Genomic DNA, 21,841 nt, shown 5'->3' on the forward strand with positions numbered 1-21,841 from the left:
CATCCAGGCGCTGGCGCGGGTGCGGCCGTCAGTGCATGGCAGCCGCAGGCGCCGACACCGTGGCCACTTCCTTGCCCTCGCGGTCATAGAGCTTGCCGTCAACCACCCGGTCGCCATCGGCCAGGGCAGACAGCACGGCCTCGCTGAGCACGCGCTCAGAACCTGCGCCGAACACCGAAGGCTCCTCGGGGTTGCCCTGCTTGAAGTGGTTGAAGACCAGGTTCAGCAGCAGCACGGTCACCGCCGTGGAGCTGATGCCCGAATGGAACATGGTGGCGAACCAGTCCGGGAAGTGGTGATAGAAGTCCGGCTTGACCATGGGCAGCACGCCCATGCCGATGGACGCCGCCACGATGATCAGGTTCATGTTGTTGTGATAGTCCACCTTGGCCAGCGTGCGGATGCCGCTGGCCGCCACCGTGCCAAAGAGCACCAGGCCCGCGCCGCCCAGCACCGAGGGCGGCACGCAGGCCACGATGCGCCCCATGATGGGCAGCAGGCCGAAGGCGATCAGGATCAGGCCGCTGAAGGCCACGACATAACGGCTCTTGATGCCCGTGACCGCGACCAGGCCCACGTTCTGGGCAAAGGCGCTCTGCGTGAACGAGCCGAAGAACGGCGCCACCACGCTGGACAGCATGTCGGCGCGAAGGCCGTCGGCCAGGCGGCGCGAATCCACGCGGGTGCCCACGATGTCGCCCACGGCCAGGATATCGGCCGAGGTTTCCACCAGGGTCACCAGGATCACGATGGACATGGAAAGCGTCGCCGCCAGGCTGAAGGTCGGCCAGCCGAAGTGCAGCGGCATGGGCACGGCGAACCAGGCGCCGCTGCCCACCTCGGAAAAGTCGGACTTGCCGATCATGGCCGCCACCGCCGTGCCGATGACGATGGCCAGCAGAATGGACAGGCGCGAGATCATGGCGTTGCCCAGCTTGCTCAGCGCCAGCACGATGACCAGCGACAGGCCCGCCAGCCCGATGTTGCCCATGCTGCCGTAGTCGGCCGCCTGGGGATTGCCGCCCATGGCCCAGTGGGCCGCCACCGGCATCAGCGACAGGCCGATGATGGTGATCACGCAGCCATTGACCAGCGGCGGGAAAAACCGGGTGAGCTTGGAAAAAATGGGCGCAATGATCAGGCCGAACACCGAGGCAAAGAGCACGGCGCCCAGCACGCCCTGCATGCCGCCGCCCGTGTGCAGGATGCTGACCATGGTGGCCACGCCCGAGAAGGACACACCCTGCACCAGCGGCAGGCGCGAGCCGAAGAACGGAATGCCCAGCGTCTGCAGCAGCGTGGCCAGCCCACCCATGAAAAGGCAGGCCGTGATCAGCAGGCCCGTGTCGGCCGCCGACATGCCGGCCGCATTGGCCATGACCAGGGGCACGGCCACGATGCCTCCGTACATGGTCAGCACATGCTGCAAACCATAGAGGGTGTTGGCCGTGAGGCCGAGTTGCTCGTCCTCCGGGCGGATGTCTGTACCCAGGGCCGGCGCATTGCCAGAACTTTTTTCCATCGCTGTCTCCTTGTCCTCTTGTTCACAGAACGCCGGACAAGTACGCGGCAGCCGGATGGCGGCAGGCGCGCCCCCGCGCACCTTTTGCCGCCGACCCGATAGGCCGCGCTCTCCTGCATCCTGCATCGCGAAGCCCGGTGGCTGCTTGGCAGCTCTTGGCGGGCGAACGCACACAATCCCCGCCTTGGCGGGAAGTGCCAATGTACGGCGCCAGCATGGAAAAATTGTCTACCGATTTGTATACAAAGACCTGACCGAAGATCCTTGAATACGGGCAGCGCCCGCCCGCTCAGTCGTCCTCGGCCGCGCTGATGCCGGGGAACAGCACATCGGTGAAGCCGAACTGGCTGAAGTCACGCATGCGCATGGGATAGAGCTTTCCCCAGAGGTGATCGCACTCATGCTGGACCACGCGCGCATGAAAGCCATCCACCGTGCGGTCGATGGCATCGCCAAACACATCGAAGCCCGTGTAGCGGATATGGTTCCAGCGCGGCACCATGCCGCGCATTCCGGGTACGGACAGGCAGCCTTCCCAGTCCAGTTGCTCGTCCTCGCCCATGGGCGTGATGACCGGGTTGATGAGCACGGTGCGCGGCACCACGGGTGCATCGGGGTAGCGCGGATTGGGCATGCCGGAGCCAAACACCACCATCTGCAGGTCCACGCCAATCTGCGGCGCGGCCAGCCCCGCGCCGTTGGCTGCATGCATGGTGTCCAGCAAATCGCTGAGCAGCAGGTGCAGTTCGTCGGTGTCGAATTCGGTCACGGGCTGGGCGACGCGCAGCAGGCGCGGATCGCCCATCTTCAAAATGGTGCGGACAGTCATGGCAGTGCAAGGCTATGCATGTAAATGTGGGTTGCCAAGCATAGCGGCCGCCCGGCTCCCGGCCGCCCCCTGGCCACCTCTTGGCCGCCTCTTGGCCGCCATGGCCACAGCGCGCTGGCACAATCGCAGCATGCCCAGCACCGCCAGAGAGTCATCCACCGCGTCCCCAGAGGACCGTGAGGCAGGCGCGCAGCAAATACCCACGGCACAGACCCTGGAGCCCGAGGCCACTGCGCAGGCAGGCACGGCGCCGGCCTTCCATGATGACGATCCCCCTCCCCTGCACCGCATGCCGGCCGCCCCGTTGCGCTGGGCGCTGCAGCTGTTTGCCTGCCTGAGCCTGGCCACGGGCATTGCCGGCATCTTCATTCCAGGATTGCCCACCACGGTGTTCGTGCTCATGGCCGGCTGGGCCGCGGCGCGCAGCTCGCAGCGCATGCACACCTGGCTGTGGCGCCATCGCCTGTTCGGCCCCATGCTGCGCAACTGGGCACGGGGCGGCTGCGTGAGCCGGCGCGCCAAATGGAGCGCCAGCGCCATGATGAGCCTGTGCGCCGTCATACTGCTGTGGACTCGCCCGCCCGCCTGGGTGCAGGCCGTGGCGCTGACCTCCATGGGCTGCGTGCTGGTGTGGCTGTGGTTCAGGCCCGAGCCGTGAGAATGAAGGCCTGCAGCCGGCCTTCCTGAAAAAATTCTCCCGAGTTTTCTGTGACGTGTTTTTTACGTCATATAATCTAGGTCTTGTTCCTCAATAGCTCAGTTGGTAGAGCGCCGGACTGTTAATCCGTAGGTCCCTGGTTCGAGCCCAGGTTGAGGAGCCAAAAGAATTTCAAGATCTTGCAACCGCACAAGATCTCTGTCGATAGACGTGTATTCCTCAATAGCTCAGTTGGTAGAGCGCCGGACTGTTAATCCGTAGGTCCCTGGTTCGAGCCCAGGTTGAGGAGCCAGATAAAAAGCCCGCATGCCAACGCATGCGGGCTTTTTTGTTGGGTCAGGCTGCACGCACCATGCCCACGGTGGGCGTGTTCGGTGGCGATGGAGTTGCAGCGGGCTCCACGGTGACGGGCTTGCTGTGCCTGGCATGTGCGCGGCGCGAACCATGGGCAGCACGGGATTGCTCGACACCCTCTTCCCATGCGCGCAGCTCTTCTTCCAGCCGTGCGGCACGTTCCGCATACATGTCAGCAGAGGACTTGTAGTACTCCGCGGCAATGGTGTGCTCCAGCATCGCCATGCGGGCTTCCTGCAGGTAGGCCCGGGTGCGACGGATATAGCGCGGCTCGGCAAGGCTTGCGCCAAAGATTTTGCTGAAAAACATCGCTCATCCTCCTTCGATGCCTTCACAGCGAAAGCCAAGCATCCGCAAGAAGACGGAACCAGCATAGCCCAAGCCTGCCAAGCGGCACTGTCCCCTGGCGCGACAAGGCCGCGTAGGAGGTTCACTTACCCCGGCCAGGCGATGCCCTCGCATCCACGCAGCCCTCTTGCGCATGGTTTGTGCAAGACTGCGGCTGCAGAGAATACGAATCCATTTCCTCCGTCCGCACCCGATCATGTCCCATCCCCTCCCATGGCTCATCCCCCACCAGGCCTTCCCTCCTGTGGAAACGGCATGGGGCCCCAACGACCCCATCCCGGGCCTGCTGGCCGCAGGCGGCACGCTGGATGCGGCGCACCTGCGCATCGCCTACAGCCAGGGGATTTTTCCCTGGTTCAGCGAAGGCCAGCCCACGCTGTGGTGGTCACCCGATCCCCGCATGGTGCTGCAGACATCGCAGTTCCGGCTGCACCGCAGCCTGCGCAAGACATTGCAGCGCTTTCGCGCCACGCCGGGCTGCGAGATCCGCATCGACAGCGCGTTCGAGACCGTGATGCAGCACTGCGCCCAGACGGTGCGCCACGACCAGGATGGCACCTGGATCGTGCAGGAAATTCTTGACGCCTATGCCGACCTGCACCACCAGGGTGCAGCTCACAGCGTGGAGACCTGGGTGGACGGACGCCTGGTGGGCGGCCTGTATTGCGTGGCACTGGGCCGCGCCGTGTTTGGCGAATCCATGTTCGCGCATGCCACCGACGCATCCAAGATCGCGCTGGCGGCCCTGGTTGCGCTGTGCAGACACCAAGGCGCCGTGCAGATCGATTGCCAGCAGGCCACGCAGCATCTGGCCTCGCTGGGGGCGCGCGAAATGCCGCGCGCCCAGTTCTTGCAAACCGTGGCCGAGCAAAGCCAGCTGCCGCCCATGCGCTGGCAGTTCGAAAACGTATACTGGGACGCGTTGCTGCCACCGTCCGGTGAGGCTGGCGACACATCACCGGCTGCCGCCAGCACACCATGACGCACCCGAACGATCTTCCGCTGCAGGCCCTGCAGTTCTATGCCACCGCCGCCTACCCCTGCAGCTATCTCGATGGCCGGCTGGCGCGTTCGCAAGTGGCCACGCCCAGCCACCTGATCCAGAACAGCGCCTATTCGGAGCTGGTTTCACTGGGTTTTCGCCGCAGCGGAATGTTCACCTACCGGCCGTATTGCGACGGATGCCGAGCCTGCGTGCCGATGCGCATCCTGGTCCACGACTTCCGCCCCGACCGGAGCCAGCGCCGCGCCGCCGCGCGCCATGCCGACCTCACGGCATCGATCCAGCGCCTGCACTACTCGAACGAGCACTACCAGCTGTACCTGCGCTACCAGCAAAGCCGCCACAGCGGCGGAGGCATGGACCATGACAGCGTGGACCAGTACACCCAGTTCCTGCTGCAAAGCCGCGTCAACTCGCGCCTTGTGGAGTTCCGCACGCCCGCAGCCGATGGCGGCATCGGCACGCTGAAGATGGTCTCCATCCTCGATGTGCTGGAAGACGGGCTGTCTGCCGTCTACACCTTCTACGAACCCAACGACCCCGCCAGCTACGGCACCTTCAATGTGCTGTGGCAGATCGACCAGGCCCGGTCCATGAGCCTGCCCTATGTCTACCTGGGCTACTGGATCGCCGACAGCCAGAAGATGAATTACAAGGCGCGCTTCCTGCCCCATGAAGTGCGCGTTGACGAGCGCTGGCAGCGCGTGGATCAGCTGCCGCGCTGATACAGCGCCACTCCACGCCTTTTCAGCGACATTTCTTATGCGCATAGCCGCTGTTTGCTGGCGGCACATATGCCGCCATGCCATGGCCGCCGCTAGAATGACCGAATGCCGAAACTCCACTCCGCCTCATGAAAAAAAACGATAACGCGGCCTCCCCCAAGCCCAGCGTCCAGGTCCTGGAACGCATGTTCACGTTGATCGACGTGTTGGCCTCGCGCGAGGAAGCGGTATCGCTCAAGGAGATCAGCGAGCGCACCGGCCTGCACCCCTCCACCACGCACCGCATCCTCAACGATCTGGCCATTGGCCGCTTTGTCGATCGCCCCGAATCGGGCAGCTACCGCCTGGGCATGCGCTTCCTGGAACTGGGCAATCTGGTCAAGGCCCGCCTGAGCGTGCGAGAAGCGGCCCTGATCCCCATGCGCCAGCTGCACAAGCAGATCCAGCAGCCGGTCAGCCTCAGCGTGCGCCAGGGCGATGAAATCGTTTATGTGGAACGCGCCTACAGCGAGCGCTCCGGCATGCAGGTGGTGCGCGCCATCGGCGGCCATGCGCCGCTGCACCTGACATCCAACGGCAAGCTGTTCCTGGCGGCGGACGATGCGCAACAGGTCCGCGCCTACGCCACGCGCACCGGCCTGCCCGGCAAGACGCACTTCAGCATCACGCGACTGGCCGACATGGAAAACGAGCTGGACAAGGTACGCCACCATGGCGTGGCCCGCGACAACGAAGAGCTGGAACTGGGCGTGCGCTGCATGGCCGCCGGCATCTACGACGACCAGGGCAAGCTGGTGGCCGGCCTGTCCATCTCCGCTCCCGCCGACCGGCTGGACGAGAGCTGGATGTCCAAGCTCCAATCCACTGCACAGGAGATCTCGGGCGCCCTGGGCTTCAACGCAACCCGCCCGGCGGCACCGCCACCCAACCCCTACGCGCGCAGCAGCCACTGAACGGCCGTCGACCCCGTTGGCATTGGCCAGGGGCCATTGGCTACACAGACCTCTGCCCACCAGAAACAACAAAGGCGCCATCGGCGCCTTTGTCGTGAGGGGAAAGAAAACTCAGCCCTTGACCTTGTGGATCATGGGATCGCCAGCCACCTGTCCCATGGACTCCACCCAGTGGCGCACGCGCTCGGCATCGCCGAGGCGACTGAACTTTCCGGCCGAATCCAGGAAGACCATGATGATCTTGCGGCCAGCCACCTGCGCCTGCATGACCAGGCAGCGGCCTGCCTCGGAGATGTAGCCGGTCTTTTGCAGACCGATGTCCCAGGTGGGGCTCATCACCAGGCGGTTGGTGTTGTTGTACTGCAGCGTGCGGCGACCCACGGCCACCTCATAGCCGGGCGAGGTGGTGTACTCGCGCACCAGCGGATCGCTGTGCGCCACATTGACGAGCACGGCCAGATCACGGGCGCTGGACTGGTTGCGGCTGGACAGCCCGGTGGGCTCCACGTAGCGGGTATCTGTCATGCCCAGCAGACGGGCCTTGGCATTCATCTGCTGGACAAAGGCATCAAGGCCACCAGGGAAAGTGCGGCCCAGGGCATGGGCAGCGCGGTTTTCACTGGACATCAGGGCCAGGTGCAGCATTTCACCGCGCGTGAGCGTGGTGCCGACGGCCAGACGCGAGCTGCTGCCCTTTTCGGTATCCACGTCGTCCTGCGTGATGGTGATGGTTTCATCCATCGGCAGATGGGCCTGGGAAATCAGCAGGCCGGTCATCAGCTTGGTCAACGAGGCGATGGGCAAGACGGCGTGGTCGTTCTTGCTCAGCAGCACCTCATGGGTGTCCTGGTCCAGAACCAGGGCCACGCTGCTCTTGAGATCCAGAGGATCGGCCACCGCATGCAGACCGGCCATCTGACCGAAGGACAGGCGTGGCTCGTAGGCAACGGCGCGAATGGGGCTGGCCACGCTGCGTGCAGCGACGCGGCTGGGCTGGCGCGCGCTCTTGGCAACGCGCTTGCCCTGCGGAGCGGCCGTGGCGCGCTCCTTCACCGCCTTCTTCTTGACAGGGGCCACGGCCACCTGTTTCTTGGCAACTTTCTTGGCGGGCGCGGCATGTGCGCCCGGAGCAGCAAGAGCACAACTCAGGGCCAGAAAGGACATGACCTGAGCAAATCGACCGAGGCGGGCACGGCGTAGGGTGGGCATGAGAAATGCTCCAAGCAGCAAGAATTTGTGACTAGACCTTACATTAATCGAAAAAGTCGCACTGTGACAATAACTTGTGCGACTTTTCGATAATTTAAGTGAAATTATAAGGCGAGTGCTTACCCCTGCGCAGCCACGATCTCTGCATTGCTGTGTAATTTGTTCAACGCGCTCAGATAGGCCTTGGCAGAAGCCACGACGATGTCAGGGTCGGCGCCCACGCCGTTGACCACGCGCCCGCTGCGCTGCAGGCGAACGGTCACTTCGCCCTGGCTTTCGGTGGAGCCGCTGATGGCGTTGACCGAGTACAGCAGCATCTCGGCACCGCTCTTCACCTCGGACTCGATCGCCTTGAACGAGGCATCGACCGGGCCATTGCCGTCGGACTGGGCCTTGATCTCGCGGCCGTCGCGGCTGAACACCACCGACGCGTGTGGGCGCTCACCTGTCTCGCTTTGCTGGGCCAGCGAGATGAACTGGAAGGGGTCGGCCTGCTGATGCGCGTCCTGCTCGGTCACCAGGGCCAGGATGTCCTCGTCGAAGATCTCGCTCTTGCGGTCGGCCAGCTCCTTGAAGGCGGCGAAGGCGGTATTGATCGCGGCTTCGCTGTCCAGCTCCACGCCCAATTCATGCAGGCGCTGCTTGAAGGCATTGCGGCCGCTGAGCTTGCCCAGAACGATCTTGTTGGCGCTCCAGCCCACGTCCTCGGCGCGCATGATCTCGTAGGTGTCGCGCGCCTTGAGCACGCCGTCCTGGTGAATGCCGGAGGCATGGGCGAAGGCGTTGGCCCCCACCACCGCCTTGTTGGGCTGCACCACGAAGCCGGTGGTCTGGCTGACCATGCGGCTGGCGGCCACGATGTGCAGGGCGTCGATGTTGACGTCCAGGCCAAAGTAGTCCTTGCGCGTCTTGATGGCCATCACCACCTCTTCCAGCGAGCAGTTGCCGGCGCGCTCACCCAGGCCATTGATGGTGCATTCGATCTGGCGGGCGCCGCCGAGCTTGACGCCGGCCAGCGAGTTGGCCACGGCCATGCCCAGATCGTTGTGGCAGTGCACGCTCCAGACCGCCTTGTCGCTGTTGGGCACGCGCTCGCGCAAGTTCTTGATGAAGGCGCCGTAGAGCTCGGGAATGGCATAGCCCACGGTGTCAGGCACGTTGATCGTGGTTGCGCCCTCGGCGATCACGGTCTCGATGACGCGGCACAGGAAATCCGGGTCGCTGCGGTAGCCGTCCTCCGGGCTGAACTCGATGTCGGCAATCAGGTTGCGCGCAAAGCGCACGGATTGGCGCGCCTGCTCCAGTACCTGATCGGGCGTCATGCGCAGCTTTTTCTCCATGTGCAGCGCGCTGGTCGCAATGAAGGTGTGGATGCGCGCGCGGTTGGCATCCTTCAGAGCCTCGGCCGCACGGGCGATGTCACGGTCATTGGCCCGCGCCAGCGAGCAGATGGTGGAGTCCTTGATGGCGCGTGCAATGGCCTGCACCGACTCGAAGTCACCGTTGGAGCTCGCCGCAAAACCGGCCTCGATCACATCGACCTTCAGCCGTTCGAGCTGGCGCGCGATGCGCAGCTTCTCGTCGCGGGTCATGGAGGCACCGGGCGACTGCTCGCCGTCACGCAAGGTGGTGTCGAAAATGATCAATTGGTCGGTCATGGGGAGTCTCGTCTTTCTTGTGGATGCGAAGCCCCTGCCCACGGGCAGGCGATGAAAAAAGCCGGTGCGCTTGTGGCTGCACCGGCTCGGGAACGAAATTCAGGCGGCAACCGCCTCCTGCTCCACCGCATTCTCGGCGGAGGGAACACGCTGCAAGCCCGACATGATGGCCCGGAACGAGGCAGAGACGATATTCGCATCGACCCCGACGCCGTAGCACACGTGGGACTCGTCCACGCGCAGTTCCACATAGGCGATGGCCTTGGCGTTGGCGCCTTCGCCAATGGCGTGTTCGGCATAGTCCAGCACGCGCACCGCGCGGCCGCTGTGCTCGCTCAGCGCCTGCACGAAGGCATCGATCGGGCCCGTGCCCTCGGCTTCAATCGTGCGCTTGCCGCCCTCGACGGCCAGGTCGGCCGACAGGCTGACCACACCATCGTTCTCGCTCAGCCGGTAGTGCGGCGCCTGCACGGATTGCAGGCCGTATTCGCGCTGGAACAGATTCCACAGGTCGGCGGCAGCCAATTCCTTGCCGCTGGCATCCATCTCGCGCTGCACGACCTGGCTGAACTCGATCTGCAGGCGGCGCGGCAACTGGAGGCCATATTCGCTTTCAAGCAGATAGGCGATGCCGCCCTTGCCCGACTGGCTGTTGACGCGGATCACGGCCTCATAGCTGCGACCCAGGTCCTTGGGATCGATGGGCAGATAGGGCATGTCCCAGACGTCGCCTTCCTTGCGGTCGGCGAAGGCCTTCTTGATCGCATCCTGGTGCGAGCCAGAGAACGAGGTGTAGACCAGGTCGCCCACGTAGGGATGGCGCGGGTGCACGGGCAACTGGTTGCAATGCTCGACCGTGCTGCGGATGCCGTCGATATCGGAGAAATCCAGCCCGGGCGACACGCCCTGGATGTACATGTTCAGCGCCACGTTGACCACGTCGAGGTTGCCCGTGCGCTCGCCGTTGCCGAACAGGCAGCCTTCGAGGCGGTCGGCACCGGCCATCAGCGCGAGCTCGGCCGTCGCCGTGCCCGTGCCGCGATCGTTGTGGGGATGGACGGACAGCACGATGGAATCACGGCGCTGGATATGGCGGTGCGTCCACTCCACCATGTCGGCAAACAGATTGGGCGTGGAATGCTCCACCGTGGTGGGCAGGTTGATGATGCACTTGCGCTCGGGCGTGGGCTGCCATACATCGGTGACGGCATCGATGACGCGCTTGGAAAACTCCAGCTCGGTGTCCGAATACATCTCGGGCGAGTACTGGAAGGTCCACTGCGTCTGGGGGTAGCCGGCAGCGATCTCGTTGAACATGCGGGCATTGGTGGTGGCCAGCTCGACGATCTCGTCTTCACTCATGTTCAACACCACGCGGCGCATCACGGGCGCGGTGGCGTTGTACAGATGGACGATGGCACGGGGCACGCCTTCGAGCGCTTCGAAGGTACGGCGAATGAGGTGCTCGCGCGCCTGGGTCAGCACCTGGATGGTCACGTCATCGGGAATGCGGTTTTCCTCGATGAGCTTGCGCATGAAGTCGAACTCCACCTGCGAAGCGGAGGGAAAACCGACCTCGATCTCCTTGAAGCCGATCTTCACCAGTTGCTCGAACATGCGCATCTTGCGATCGATATCCATGGGCTCGATCAACGCCTGGTTGCCATCGCGCAGATCCACGCTGCACCAGATCGGAGCCTTGGTAATCGTCGCGTCGGGCCAGCTGCGATTTTGCAGACGCACGGGAGCGAAAGCGAACGGACGGTACTTGGTCGAAGGGTTTTGCAACATGGCTGAAGTGCTTTCTATCGTCTAGGTAAAAACAAGACCCACCTGCTCCAGCGACCCCACAAATGCAAAACGGCCCGTCGCTGGTGCAAACGGGCCGTGAAAGTAGGTATGTACGCGCGCGCTACTGTCTCTGCCCGTTGGACATCAGTAGTAGAGCTAGCGACAGGTATTGCATTCGAACGACTTTAGCACAGGTTCACAAAGGCTGTGAAGATGCTGCGCCGCATCACTTGTGCAGGCCGCGCTCCTCGGGCTCGTCGGTCGAGGTACTGATGACGCTGGTGCGCTGGCCCTTGGCCTTGCGCCAGGCGTAGACGCCATAGCCCGAGAAACCGTAGAGCAGGAACACGCCGAACAGCACGATGGGCGGGTGGATGTTGATGATGGCAATGCCCAGCGCAATAAGCACGATGGCGGCAAACGGCACGCTCTTCTTGAAGTGCACGTCCTTGAAGCTGTAGAACGGCACATTGGTAACCATGGTCAGGCCCGCGTACAGCGTCAGGAAGAACATGATCCAGGTGATCTGCGTCCAGCTCAGCCAGGCATCCTGTCCGCGCAGCAGGCCCGCCTCGTCCAGCAGCCAGATGAAGCCCGTGACCAGCGCCGCCGCCGCAGGCGAAGGCAGGCCCTGGAACCAGCGCTTGTCCACCGTGCCGGTATTCACGTTGAAACGCGCCAGCCGCAGTGCAGCGCAGGCGCAATAGACAAAGGCGGCAATCCAGCCCCAGCGACCAATGCCCTTGAGCGCCCACTCATAGGCGATCAAGGCGGGAGCGGCGCCGAAGGACACCATGTCCGACAGCGAGTCCATCTGTTCGCCAAAGGCGCTTTGCGTATTGGTCATGCGTGCCACGCGGCCGTCAAGACTGTCCAGCACCATGGCGCAGAACACGCCTGCAGCAGCCAGTTCGAAGCGGCCGTTCATGGCCATCACGATGGCGTAGAAGCCACCGAACAGCGCAGCCAGCGTGAACAGGTTGGGCAGGATGTAGATACCCTTGCGGCGCTTGCGCACCACCACGCCCTCAATCTCGTTGGACTCATTGTGGTTTTGCATCAATCCAGCCTCCAGCACAGCGCCTACGGGCGCGGGCAGCTATTAAAACGATAGTATTCTAAGGGAGCGGACCGCGCCGCCCCGAAAGGGTCAGTGTACCTGCGCGCCGCACCCCTTCCCTGCACGAAAAAGGCCACCCGTCGGGGTGGCCTTGTCCTGCACCTTGCGTAGGCCGCTTGCGCGACCCAGGCAAGATGGAATGCAGCAATCTCAGTTGCGGCTCTGGTCAACCAGCTTGTTCTTGGAGATCCAGGGCATCATGGCGCGCAGCTGGCCACCGACCTTCTCGATGGCGTGGTCGGCGTTCATGCGGCGGCGGGCCGTCATGCTCGGGTAGTTGGTGCGGCCTTCCTGGATGAACATCTTGGCGTATTCGCCGGTCTGGATGCGCTTGAGGGCAGCACGCATGGCTTCGCGCGACTTGTCGTTGATGACTTCGGTACCCGTCACGTACTCGCCGTATTCGGCGTTGTTCGAGATCGAGTAGTTCATGTTGGCGATGCCGCCTTCGTACATCAGGTCCACGATGAGCTTGAGCTCATGCAGGCACTCGAAGTAGGCCATTTCGGGAGCGTAGCCGGCTTCGGTCAGGGTCTCGAAGCCCATCTTCACCAGTTCCACCGCGCCGCCGCACAGAACGGCTTGCTCGCCGAACAGGTCGGTCTCGGTTTCTTCCTTGAAGTTGGTCTCGATGATGCCGCCCTTGCCGCCGCCGTTGGCCATGGCATAGGACAGGGCCAGGTCACGGGCCTTGCCGGACTTGTCCTGGTACACAGCGATCAGCGAGGGCACGCCGCCGCCCTTCAGGTACTCGGAACGCACGGTGTGGCCAGGACCCTTGGGGGCGACCATGATCACGTCCAGATCGGCGCGGGGCACGACCTGGTTGTAGTGGATGTTGAAGCCGTGAGCAAAGGCCAGCGTGGCGCCTTGCTTGATGTTGGGGGCCACGTTGTTGTTGTAGACCTCGGGGATGTTCTCATCCGGCAGCAGGATCATGACCAGGTCGGCGGACTTCACGGCGTCATCGACTTCCGCGACGGTCAGGCCAGCCTTGGCGACCTTGTCCCAGGAAGCGCCGCCCTTGCGCAGGCCGACCACGACCTTCACGCCGCTTTCGTTCAGGTTTTGCGCGTGTGCGTGGCCCTGGCTGCCGTAGCCGATGATGGCAACGGTCTTGCCCTTGATCAGGCTCAGGTCACAGTCCTTGTCGTAGAAAACTTTCATGTTGGCTCCAGGCTTCGTGTGTGTAGGGGTTGAAAAGGGGAAGGGGACAGGTTTCAGGTGCGTTGCAGCGCATCAAACGCGCAGGATGCGTTCGCCGCGGCCGATGCCGCAGGAGCCGGTGCGCACGGTTTCCAGAATGGCCGTGCGGTCCAGCGCCTGCAGGAAGGCGTCGTTCTTGGATTGGTCGCCGGTCAGCTCGACCGTGTAGCTCTTTTCGGTCACGTCGATGATGCGGCCGCGGAAGATGTCCGCCATGCGCTTCATCTCCTCGCGTTCCTTGCCCACGGCACGGACCTTGACCATCATGAGCTCGCGCTCGGTATAGGAGCCTTCGGTCAGGTCCACGACCTTGACGACTTCGATCAGGCGATTCAGGTGTTTGGTGATCTGCTCGATCACGTCTTCGGAGCCATTCGTCTGAATGGTCATGCGCGACAGCGATGCGTCTTCCGTGGGGGCCACGGTCAGCGATTCGATGTTGTAGCCGCGGGCCGAGAACAGGCCCACCACGCGCGACAAGGCTCCCGGCTCGTTTTCGAGCAGCACGGCAATGATGTGTTTCATGAAAGAAAGATTCCTCTTTTCGCTGCCCTCCCCCGGCGCCGGTAAACGTCGGGCTTGGCAGGCAATAGATTCGTCAAAGGGGCCGCCTCGAGGACGGCTCACTGGAACGGATGCGGCAGGAATGAACCCGGGCAGATCCCGCAAGGGACCATGCTCAGAGGTCGTCAGCTCCCAGCAGCATCTCGGTGATCCCACGGCCGGCCTGCACCATGGGGAACACATTCTCGGTGGGATCGGTACGGAAGTCCATGAACACCGTGCGGTCCTTGAGCTTGCGTGCCTCGCGCAGGGCGGGCTCCACGTCCTCGGGGCGCTCGATCAGCATGCCCACGTGGCCATAGGCCTCGGCCAGCTTCACAAAGTTGGGCAGCGAGTCCATGTAGCTGCTGCTGTAGCGGCCCGAATACTCGATCTCCTGCCACTGGCGCACCATGCCCAGGTAGCGGTTGTTCAGCGACACCACCTTGACCGGCGTGTTGTACTGCAGGCAGGTGGCCAGCTCCTGGATATTCATCTGGATGGAGCCTTCACCCGTGATGCAGAACACCTCGGATTCAGGCTTGGCCAGCTTGATGCCCATGGCGTAGGGCAGGCCCACACCCATGGTGCCCAGGCCGCCGGAGTTGATCCAGCGGCGCGGCTCGTCGAAGCGGTAGTACTGCGCGGCCCACATCTGGTGCTGGCCCACGTCGGACGTGATGTAGGCATCGGCGTCGCGGGTCATGTTCCACAGCGTCTCCACCACGTACTGCGGCTTGATGACCGAGCCATCGCCACGGCTGTACTGCAGGCAGTCGCGGCTGCGCCAGCCTTCGATGGTCTCCCACCATTGGCCCAGGGCCGCTGCGTCGGGACGGGCACTTGCCTCGCGGATCATGGAGATCAGCTCGGTCAGCACCTCCTTGACGTCGCCCACGATGGGCACGTCCACCTTTACGCGCTTGGAGATGGAAGAGGGATCGATGTCGATGTGGATGATCTTGCGCTCCACCGACATGAAATGCTTGGGGTTGCCGATCACGCGGTCGTCGAAGCGTGCACCCACCGCCAGCAGCACATCGCAGTTCTGCATGGCATTGTTGGCTTCGATGGTGCCGTGCATGCCCAGCATGCCCAGGAACTTGCGGTCGCTGGCCGGATAGGCACCCAGGCCCAGCAGCGTGTGCGTGACCGGGTAGCCCAGCATGTCCACCAGCGTGCGCAGCTCGTTGCAGGCATTGCCCAGCAGAACGCCGCCGCCCGTGTAGATGTAGGGTCGCTTGGCGGCCAGCAGCAACTGCAGCGCCTTGCGGATCTGGCCGGCATGGCCCTTGCGCACCGGGTTGTAGGAGCGCATCTCCACCTTCTCGGGGTAGCCGGCGTAGAGCGCCTTCTTGAAGGACACGTCCTTGGGAATGTCCACCACCACGGGGCCGGGACGGCCGGTGCGCGCGATGTGGAAGGCCTTCTTCATCGTGTCCGCCAGCTCGCGCACATCCTTCACCAGGAAGTTGTGCTTGACGATGGGGCGTGTGATGCCGACGGTGTCGCATTCCTGGAACGCATCGGTGCCGATGTAGGCCGTCGAGGTCTGGCCGCTGATCACGACCAGGGGAATGGAATCGGTATAGGCGGTGGCAATGCCGGTCACGGCGTTGGTCAGGCCGGGACCCGAGGTCACCAGGGCCACGCCGACTTCACCCGTGGCACGGGCAAAACCGTCTGCCGCATGCACGGCCGCCTGTTCATGGCGCACCAGCACATGCTGAATGGAATCTTGTTTGTAGAGGGCGTCGTAGATGTACAGAACCGCACCGCCCGGATAGCCCCAAAGCTGCTTGACACCTTCGGCCTGCAGGGACTTGACGAGGATCTCGGAGCCCATCAGCTCCTGGGATGCATGGGACTGCGACGCCGCTGCTGCCGCGCTGGAGTACTCGGCTTTGGAAATTTCCATGATCAACCTTTGTGAATTTCTCTAACGAAAAACCTTGGGTGCCCCTTGCCTGAAGCCCTTGTGAGGCCGGTGCGGGACTTAGGACCAACAGACATGGGCGAGTGAGTAAACGCCGGACCGTGACCCGTTTGCCTTTTTGAATTGCAGCAGACATTATCGCACTGCAACAAGCCTGCGCGCCATCCTGCGAAAAAAATTGACAGTGCGGTGCGATAATCAGGCCCCGCACCCGTTCAGCCCCTCATCAACGAGCCCCTCATCCGGGCCTGCGTTCCTTTTGGCAACCGAGCAAGAACTATCCGACTTCCTCAAAAGCGTAGAAAAGCGAGCCTTCAAGCGCAGCTTTTTTCACGTCCGGGATGAGGAGGCGGCGCTGGACATCGTGCAGGACAGCATGCTTAAGCTGGCGCAGCACTATGGCGACAAGCCGATCAACGAGCTGCCCATGCTGTTCCAGCGCATCCTGTCCAACAGCACGCTGGACTGGTTTCGCAGGCAAAAAACGCAGAACGCCCTCTTCACCCGCATGAGCGATCTGGAGGCCTCGGCCGGCGACGATGCGGACTTCGACTGGCTAGAAACCTACGCCGACTCCGGCCAGAACGGCGAAACCGCCCGCAGCGCCGAAGATCTGACCGAGCGGGCCCAGATTTTGCAAAGCATTGAAAAAGAGATACAGGAGCTTCCAGCACGTCAACGCGAAGCTTTCCTGATGCGTTATTGGGAAGAGATGGATGTCGCGGAGACCGCTGCCGCGATGGGGTGTTCCGAAGGAAGTGTAAAAACACATTGTTTCCGCGCCATCCAGACATTGAGCAAGGCACTGAAGGCCAAAGGAATCGAGCTATGAAGACTGCGCCCACTCTCACTCTCCACAGCGAAATGGCGGCCGACCGCATCGCACGCCGGATCACCGCGCGCCTGGGTGACGGCGAGGCGTTGCTGCCATACGACATCACCGAGCGGCTGCGCGCTGGGCGCGAGCGCGCCCTGTCCGTTCGCCGGCGCGAGCTGCGCGCTGCACCGCTGCAGACCGCCAGCGCAACCCAGGCTCAGGGCGGCACGCTGACGCTGGGTTCGGGCGACGAGGGCGGCACCTGGTGGCGCGCGCTGATCTCGGCCGTGCCGGTGCTGGCGTTGATCGTTGGCCTGGTGGTCGTCAACGTGCAGACGGACCAGACAGGTCTGACCGAGGTTGCCGAGGTGGATACCGCCTTGCTGACCGATGATCTGCCGCCCGCCGCCTACGCCGACCCCGGCTTCATCCAGTACCTGAAGACTTCGGCCACCAACACGGAACGCTGATCCCCGCCTTGCCTGCCTGCATGCCCACTGACTCACGCGCCGCGTTCCACCGCTCAGCCGCCGCCATCCTGGCGGCGGTGCTGTTGATGGCGCTGGCCTGGACCGGCTGGCGCGTCGTGCAGCAGGTACGGCTGGCACCCAGCACCGTCTCGCCGGCCACGATCGCAGCCTCCAAGACCCTGCACGGTGATGCAGCCACACGCCAGCGCGCCACGGACCTGGCCTCCGGCCCGCGCTGGGCAGAGCTGACACCGGCGCAGAGCAGCGTGCTTGAACCCCTGTCCGAGCGCTGGTCCATGATGGACGCGCTGCAAAAGCGCCGCTGGATGGCGCTGGCCGAGGGCTGGGACAAGCTCAGTGAAAAAGAGCAGGAAAAGCTGCGCGATCGCATGCAGACCTGGTCCAGCCTCAGCGCCCAGCAGCGCAGCCAGGCCCGCCTGAATTTCGCCCTGACCAACCGCCTGGCCACCGACAAGCGCGCCCAGTGGGAGGCCTACCAGGCGCTTAGCGACGAGGAAAAACGCCTGCTGGCCGCGCGCGCCGCGCCCAAGGCCAAGGGCGCCGCCACCGCCATAGAGCCCGTGGCTCCCAAGCGGCTGGCGCGGATTCCGGCGGCCTCGGTGGCTCCGGCCACCATTCCGAATCCGCCGAAGATTCCGCCCGCCACCATCTACAACCCGCCGCTTCCCGTACCCCCGGCCCCATCCCCTGCAGCCGTGGAAACCCATCCCGTGCGCCCGCCGGCGCTGGTGGAGACGGCGCCGGTGGAAGTGCCCTCGGCCACGCCCATGCCTTTGCCACCCATGGAACTGCATGACAGCACCGATGCTGCATCCCAGCCATCGCACGGCGAAGCGCCCCTCTCGCATTGACGCACTGACGCACCGATCTCCCCGTCCGCATGACGAACGCCACATCCCCCGCCTCCACCACGGCAGCCGCAATCGCAGCCTCCCCACAGATGGCCCCGCGACTGGCGCGGCGCATGGCCTGCTGGCTCTACGAGGGCATGCTGCTGTTCGGCGTGGTCTTCATTGCAGGCTATCTGTTCGGCACCCTGTCGCAGACACGCAATGCCATGGACAACCGCCATGCGCTGCAGGCCTTCATGTTCGTGGTGCTGGGCATCTATTTCGTCTGGTTCTGGTCCAAGGGCCAGACGCTGGCCATGAAGACCTGGCACATCCGCCTGGTGGATGCAGCGGGCCAGCCCGTCAGCCAGTTGCGCGCGCTGCGGCGCTATGTGTTCAGCTGGATCTGGCTGCTGCCGCCACTGGCGGCCTATTCGACCGGCGTGCCTGCACTGACCACGCTGATGCTGCTGGTGCTGTGGGTGGCGCTCTGGGCGCTGCTCAGCCGCTTTCATCCGCGCCGCCAGTTCTGGCATGACGCATGGGCTGGCACCCAGTTGATCCACCAGGCACCAGCACCCAGGAAAAAGCGCTGACAGGCCCAGAGGCAGCGTCGCATCTCCTACACTCGCAAGCATGCCCGCCGCATCTCCCGACCCGACCGACAGCGCACCTGTCAACCCCCAGAAAAGCCGCACAGGCCTGACGCGTGTCTGGCACGCAGCAGGCTATTCGCTCTCAGGCCTTCGCGCCGGATGGAATGAAAAAGCCTTCCGCCAGGAAGCGCTGGCCGCCATCGTGCTGATCCCTGCCGCCTTCTGGCTGGGAAGCAGCTGGATCGAGGTCGCACTGCTGGCGGGCACCGTCTTGCTGGTGCTGATCGTGGAGCTGCTCAACAGCGGCATCGAGGCCGTGGTCGATCGCATAGGCCCCGAATGGCACGTTCTGTCCAAGCAGGCCAAGGACATGGGCAGCGCGGCCGTGATGCTGGCGCTGCTGCTGTGCGCCGGCGTCTGGCTGGCCGCCCTCTATCAACGGTTCATTGCATGACAAATCCCACGTTTTCCATTTGTGTGTATTGCGGCTCGCGCCCCGGCGACCAGCCCGGATTCATCGAGGCGGCCCGCGCCACCGGCCGCTGGATCGGTGAGCACGGCGGCCAGCTGGTCTATGGAGGCGGCCGCAGCGGCCTGATGGGCGAGGTGGCCGAGGCCACGCGGCAGGCCGGCGGCCGCGTCGTGGGCGTGATTCCGCAGGCGCTGGTGGACAAGGAACTGGCCAACCATGCCTGCGATGAACTGCACATCGTTCAGACCATGCACGAGCGCAAGGCCATGATGGCCGAGCGCAGCGATGCCTTCGTCGCCCTGCCCGGCGGCATAGGCACCTTCGAGGAATTGTTCGAGGTCTGGACCTGGCGCCAGCTGCGCTACCACGACAAGCCCATCGGCCTGCTCAATGTGGATGGCTACTACGACAGCATGCTGCAGTTCCTGCAGACCTGCGTGGGCCATGGCTTCATGGGCGAGTGGCAGATGGGACTGATCGAAAGCGGCAGCGACATCCCCACGCTGCTGCAATCCCTGGTGCAGAACGCCGGCACGGGCCTGGAGACTGCGCCCTTGCGCGCCGTGATCTGAACAGCAGCGGAAACGGAAACGGCCACCCTTGAGAGGATGGCCGCCAGCGTCGAGATATCCAGAATGCAGGGCGCCGAATGCGCCCTGCCCTGCTCTCGGACTCAAATGGCTCCGTCGTCGAGCTCGCCGGTACGGATGCGCACCACGCGCTCCACGGCCGTGACGAAGATCTTGCCGTCACCGATCTTGCCCGTACGCGCCACGTTGACGATGGCATCCACGCAGCGGTCCACGTCCTCGGTGCGGACCACGACCTCGATCTTCACCTTGGGCAGGAAGTCCACCACGTACTCAGCGCCGCGGTAAAGCTCGGTATGGCCCTTCTGGCGGCCAAAGCCCTTGACCTCGGTGACGGTCAGGCCGTTGACGCCGCAGTCGGCCAGTGCCTCGCGGACCTCTTCCAGCTTGAACGGCTTGATGATGGCGGTGATCATTTTCATGGGGTGAACTCCTCAGTGCATGCAATACGGGGCAAGACGGCTGGCCGGGAAACCCCGCCGCCTCAGGTGCTTCAAGCGCGAAAGCGGTTGGTTATGGGGTAGCGCCAATCCTTGCCGAAGCTGCGGCGCGTCAGTCGCGGCCCCACGGGCGCCTGGCGGCGTTTGTACTCGTTGATCTGGATCAGGCGTGTCACTCGCTCCACATCGGCGCTGGCGTATCCGTCGGCCACGATGGAGGCGATGCTTTCGTTATTTTCCATGTAACGGCGCACGATGGCATCGAGCACCTCATAAGCGGGCAGGCTGTCCTGGTCTTTCTGGTCAGGGCGCAGTTCGGCGCTGGGCGGGCGCGTGATGATGCGATCCGGGATGGGGTCCAGACCCGTGCCGAACGGATCGTTGGCATTGCGCCAGCGCGCCAGCGCAAAGACCTCGGTCTTGAGCACGTCCTTGATCACGGCGAAGCCGCCCGCCATGTCGCCATAGAGCGTGCAGTAGCCGGTGGACATCTCGCTCTTGTTGCCCGTGGTCAGCACCACGGAGCCGAACTTGTTGGACAGGCCCATCAACAGGGTGCCGCGGATGCGGGCCTGCAGGTTTTCTTCGGTCGTGTCCTCGGCGCGGCCCGCGAAGGCCGGGGCCAGGGCGGCCTTGAAGGCCTCGAACTGGGGCGCAATGGAGATTTCGTCATAGCGCACGCCCACGCGCTCGGCCATGTCACGCGCGTCGATCCAGCTGATGTCGGCCGTGTAGGGCGAAGGCATCATCACCGTATGCACCTTGTCCGCGCCCAGGGCATCGACTGCAATCGCCAGCACCAGGGCCGAGTCGATACCGCCCGACAGGCCCAGCAGGGCGCCAGGGAAACGGTTCTTGCCCACGTAGTCGCGCACGGCCAGCACCAGGGCGGACCACAGCGCCGGCAGGTGCCCTGGCTGCGCAATCACCTCGCCTGCCAGCACCAGCGCATGCCCGCCCGTGCGGACCTCCACCCGCGGCAAGGCCTCGGCAAAGGCCGGCGCGCGCGCGGCAATGGAGCCGTCCGCCTGCACGGCAAAGGAGCTGCCATCAAAGACGATTTCATCCTGGCCGCCAACCAGATGTGCATACACCAGGGGCAGGCCGGTTTCGCGCGCACGCGCGGCCAGCGTGGCTTCGCGTTCGGCCTGCTTGCCCTCATGGAAGGGCGAGGCATTGATCACGGCCAGCAATTGCGCACCGGCCTGGGCGGCGGCGCGTGCGGGTTCGGGATGCCAGGCGTCCTCGCAGATCAGCAGGCCCACGCGCACGCCCTGCACTTCGATCACGCAGGGCGATTGGCCGGCCACAAAGTAGCGCTGCTCGTCGAACACGCCGTAGTTGGGCAGGCATTGCTTGGCGTAGCTGCATTCCACGCGCCCGTCGCGCAGCACGCTGGCCGCATTGCGCAACGCGCCAACGGCGCCCTGGTCGCGCCAGGGATGGCCCAGCACCAGCGCCAGGCCCGGCCATTGCGCGGTCTCCAGCGCAAGCTGCTGCACGGCCTGGTCGCAGGCATCCAGAAAGGCGGGGCGCAGATACAGGTCTTCGGCCGCATAGCCGCACAGGGCAAGCTCGGGCGTCAGCAGCAAGCGTGCTCCCGTGGCATAAGCTTCACGGGCTGCGGCAATGATTTTCTGGACATTGCCGGGCAGGTCGCCCACGACAAAGTTGAGCTGGGCAGTGCAGATGGAGAGCGTCATGGAATGCAATGGAGCCAACAGGGCCGACAAGGCCACCCCACAGCGAA

Annotated in this window: 22 protein-coding genes and 2 tRNA genes; 12 read left to right on the top strand and 12 right to left on the bottom strand. The window is 64.0% G+C overall.

Features of this window, described 5'->3' with window-relative positions; translation table 11 throughout:
- Window positions 1-28: 28 nt before the first annotated feature.
- On the bottom strand, window positions 29-1,522 hold the full coding sequence (locus tag BW39_RS03225) for a nucleobase:cation symporter-2 family protein (RefSeq protein ID WP_012206653.1): 1,494 nt from the start codon (window positions 1,520-1,522) through the stop codon (window positions 29-31).
- Window positions 1,523-1,811: 289 nt separating this feature from the next.
- Complete coding sequence (def, locus tag BW39_RS03230) at window positions 1,812-2,351, bottom strand: peptide deformylase (RefSeq protein WP_043819726.1); 540 nt, start codon at window positions 2,349-2,351, stop codon at window positions 1,812-1,814.
- Between the two features lie 289 nt (window positions 2,352-2,640).
- On the opposite strand from def, the gene BW39_RS03235 reads away from it, so the two are divergent.
- From BW39_RS03235 to BW39_RS03245, 3 genes are all read left to right on the top strand, one after another.
- Window positions 2,641-3,009: a YbaN family protein gene (locus BW39_RS03235; RefSeq protein WP_049801494.1), complete on the top strand. Its 369-nt coding sequence runs from the start codon at window positions 2,641-2,643 to the stop codon at window positions 3,007-3,009.
- 87 nt (window positions 3,010-3,096) lie between these two features.
- A tRNA-Asn gene (locus BW39_RS03240) sits at window positions 3,097-3,172 on the top strand.
- A gap of 53 nt (window positions 3,173-3,225) precedes the next feature.
- Window positions 3,226-3,301: transfer RNA gene (locus BW39_RS03245), tRNA-Asn, on the top strand.
- A 44-nt stretch (window positions 3,302-3,345) separates the two neighbouring features.
- Here BW39_RS03245 and BW39_RS03250 read toward each other — a convergent pair.
- Window positions 3,346-3,672 (bottom strand): hypothetical protein, encoded by a 327-nt coding sequence (locus tag BW39_RS03250; RefSeq protein ID WP_043819728.1) that lies wholly within the window; start codon window positions 3,670-3,672, stop codon window positions 3,346-3,348.
- A 235-nt stretch (window positions 3,673-3,907) separates the two neighbouring features.
- Here BW39_RS03250 and aat point away from each other — a divergent pair, with 235 nt between their 5' ends.
- From aat to BW39_RS03265, 3 genes are all read left to right on the top strand, one after another.
- Window positions 3,908-4,693 (top strand): leucyl/phenylalanyl-tRNA--protein transferase, encoded by a 786-nt coding sequence (gene aat / locus BW39_RS03255; RefSeq protein ID WP_043819730.1) that lies wholly within the window; start codon window positions 3,908-3,910, stop codon window positions 4,691-4,693.
- Window positions 4,690-5,439, top strand: a complete 750-nt coding sequence (locus tag BW39_RS03260; protein WP_012206658.1) for an arginyltransferase — start codon at window positions 4,690-4,692, stop codon at window positions 5,437-5,439. The genes aat and BW39_RS03260 overlap by 4 nt, the downstream gene beginning before the upstream one ends.
- Before the next feature lie 128 nt (window positions 5,440-5,567).
- Window positions 5,568-6,392 carry an IclR family transcriptional regulator gene (locus tag BW39_RS03265; protein WP_013801509.1) on the top strand — a complete coding sequence of 275 codons (825 nt, stop codon included), beginning with the start codon at window positions 5,568-5,570 and terminating at the stop codon, window positions 6,390-6,392.
- 111 nt (window positions 6,393-6,503) lie between these two features.
- On the opposite strand, the gene BW39_RS03270 is transcribed toward BW39_RS03265, so the two are convergent.
- The 7 genes from BW39_RS03270 to BW39_RS03300 all read right to left on the bottom strand — a co-directional run bounded on the left by BW39_RS03270 (window position 6,504) and on the right by BW39_RS03300 (window position 15,837).
- Window positions 6,504-7,601 carry a serine hydrolase gene (locus tag BW39_RS03270; RefSeq protein ID WP_043819733.1) on the bottom strand — a complete coding sequence of 366 codons (1,098 nt, stop codon included), beginning with the start codon at window positions 7,599-7,601 and terminating at the stop codon, window positions 6,504-6,506.
- A 119-nt stretch (window positions 7,602-7,720) separates the two neighbouring features.
- On the bottom strand, window positions 7,721-9,259 hold the full coding sequence (locus BW39_RS03275; RefSeq protein WP_034396043.1) for a 2-isopropylmalate synthase: 1,539 nt from the start codon (window positions 9,257-9,259) through the stop codon (window positions 7,721-7,723).
- Between the two features lie 99 nt (window positions 9,260-9,358).
- On the bottom strand, window positions 9,359-11,050 hold the full coding sequence (gene leuA, locus BW39_RS03280) for a 2-isopropylmalate synthase (protein WP_043819734.1): 1,692 nt from the start codon (window positions 11,048-11,050) through the stop codon (window positions 9,359-9,361).
- Window positions 11,051-11,276: 226 nt separating this feature from the next.
- Window positions 11,277-12,110 (bottom strand): CDP-diacylglycerol--serine O-phosphatidyltransferase, encoded by an 834-nt coding sequence (gene pssA, locus BW39_RS03285; RefSeq protein WP_012206663.1) that lies wholly within the window; start codon window positions 12,108-12,110, stop codon window positions 11,277-11,279.
- A gap of 210 nt (window positions 12,111-12,320) precedes the next feature.
- Complete coding sequence (gene ilvC, locus BW39_RS03290) at window positions 12,321-13,337, bottom strand: ketol-acid reductoisomerase (RefSeq protein WP_012206664.1); 1,017 nt, start codon at window positions 13,335-13,337, stop codon at window positions 12,321-12,323.
- A 72-nt stretch (window positions 13,338-13,409) separates the two neighbouring features.
- The gene (ilvN, locus tag BW39_RS03295; protein WP_012206665.1) at window positions 13,410-13,901 is read right to left on the bottom strand and encodes an acetolactate synthase small subunit; all 492 of its coding nucleotides are present in this window, start codon (window positions 13,899-13,901) and stop codon (window positions 13,410-13,412) included.
- Between the two features lie 154 nt (window positions 13,902-14,055).
- Window positions 14,056-15,837 (bottom strand): acetolactate synthase 3 catalytic subunit, encoded by a 1,782-nt coding sequence (locus tag BW39_RS03300; RefSeq protein ID WP_043819761.1) that lies wholly within the window; start codon window positions 15,835-15,837, stop codon window positions 14,056-14,058.
- A 277-nt stretch (window positions 15,838-16,114) separates the two neighbouring features.
- On the opposite strand from BW39_RS03300, the gene BW39_RS03305 reads away from it, so the two are divergent.
- From BW39_RS03305 to BW39_RS03330, 6 genes are read left to right on the top strand one after another with little or no spacing between them, the layout of a single operon-like run.
- Window positions 16,115-16,687 (top strand): RNA polymerase sigma factor, encoded by a 573-nt coding sequence (locus tag BW39_RS03305; RefSeq protein WP_013801505.1) that lies wholly within the window; start codon window positions 16,115-16,117, stop codon window positions 16,685-16,687.
- Complete coding sequence (locus tag BW39_RS03310; RefSeq protein ID WP_043819737.1) at window positions 16,684-17,142, top strand: DUF3619 family protein; 459 nt, start codon at window positions 16,684-16,686, stop codon at window positions 17,140-17,142. Before BW39_RS03305 ends, BW39_RS03310 begins: the two co-directional genes overlap by 4 nt.
- Window positions 17,143-17,162: 20 nt before the next feature.
- Window positions 17,163-18,014, top strand: a complete 852-nt coding sequence (locus BW39_RS03315; RefSeq protein ID WP_043819762.1) for a DUF3106 domain-containing protein — start codon at window positions 17,163-17,165, stop codon at window positions 18,012-18,014.
- A 29-nt stretch (window positions 18,015-18,043) separates the two neighbouring features.
- Entirely contained in the window at window positions 18,044-18,589 is a 546-nt protein-coding gene (locus tag BW39_RS03320; RefSeq protein WP_034396055.1) for an RDD family protein, read from the top strand.
- A 40-nt stretch (window positions 18,590-18,629) separates the two neighbouring features.
- A complete protein-coding gene (locus tag BW39_RS03325) occupies window positions 18,630-19,043 on the top strand; it encodes a diacylglycerol kinase (protein WP_043819740.1) in 414 nt (137 codons plus the stop codon).
- Window positions 19,040-19,633, top strand: a complete 594-nt coding sequence (locus BW39_RS03330; RefSeq protein WP_012206672.1) for a TIGR00730 family Rossman fold protein — start codon at window positions 19,040-19,042, stop codon at window positions 19,631-19,633. The genes BW39_RS03325 and BW39_RS03330 overlap by 4 nt, the downstream gene beginning before the upstream one ends.
- Window positions 19,634-19,734: 101 nt before the next feature.
- On the opposite strand, the gene BW39_RS03335 is transcribed toward BW39_RS03330, so the two are convergent.
- A complete protein-coding gene (locus BW39_RS03335) occupies window positions 19,735-20,073 on the bottom strand; it encodes a P-II family nitrogen regulator (RefSeq protein ID WP_012206673.1) in 339 nt (112 codons plus the stop codon).
- 71 nt (window positions 20,074-20,144) lie between these two features.
- Entirely contained in the window at window positions 20,145-21,794 is a 1,650-nt protein-coding gene (locus tag BW39_RS03340; RefSeq protein WP_043819742.1) for an NAD+ synthase, read from the bottom strand.
- Window positions 21,795-21,841: the final 47 nt, after the last annotated feature.

The sequence above is a fragment of the Delftia sp. RIT313 genome, assembly GCF_000632165.1.
GTDB classification, from domain to species: domain Bacteria; phylum Pseudomonadota; class Gammaproteobacteria; order Burkholderiales; family Burkholderiaceae_C; genus Comamonas; species Comamonas acidovorans.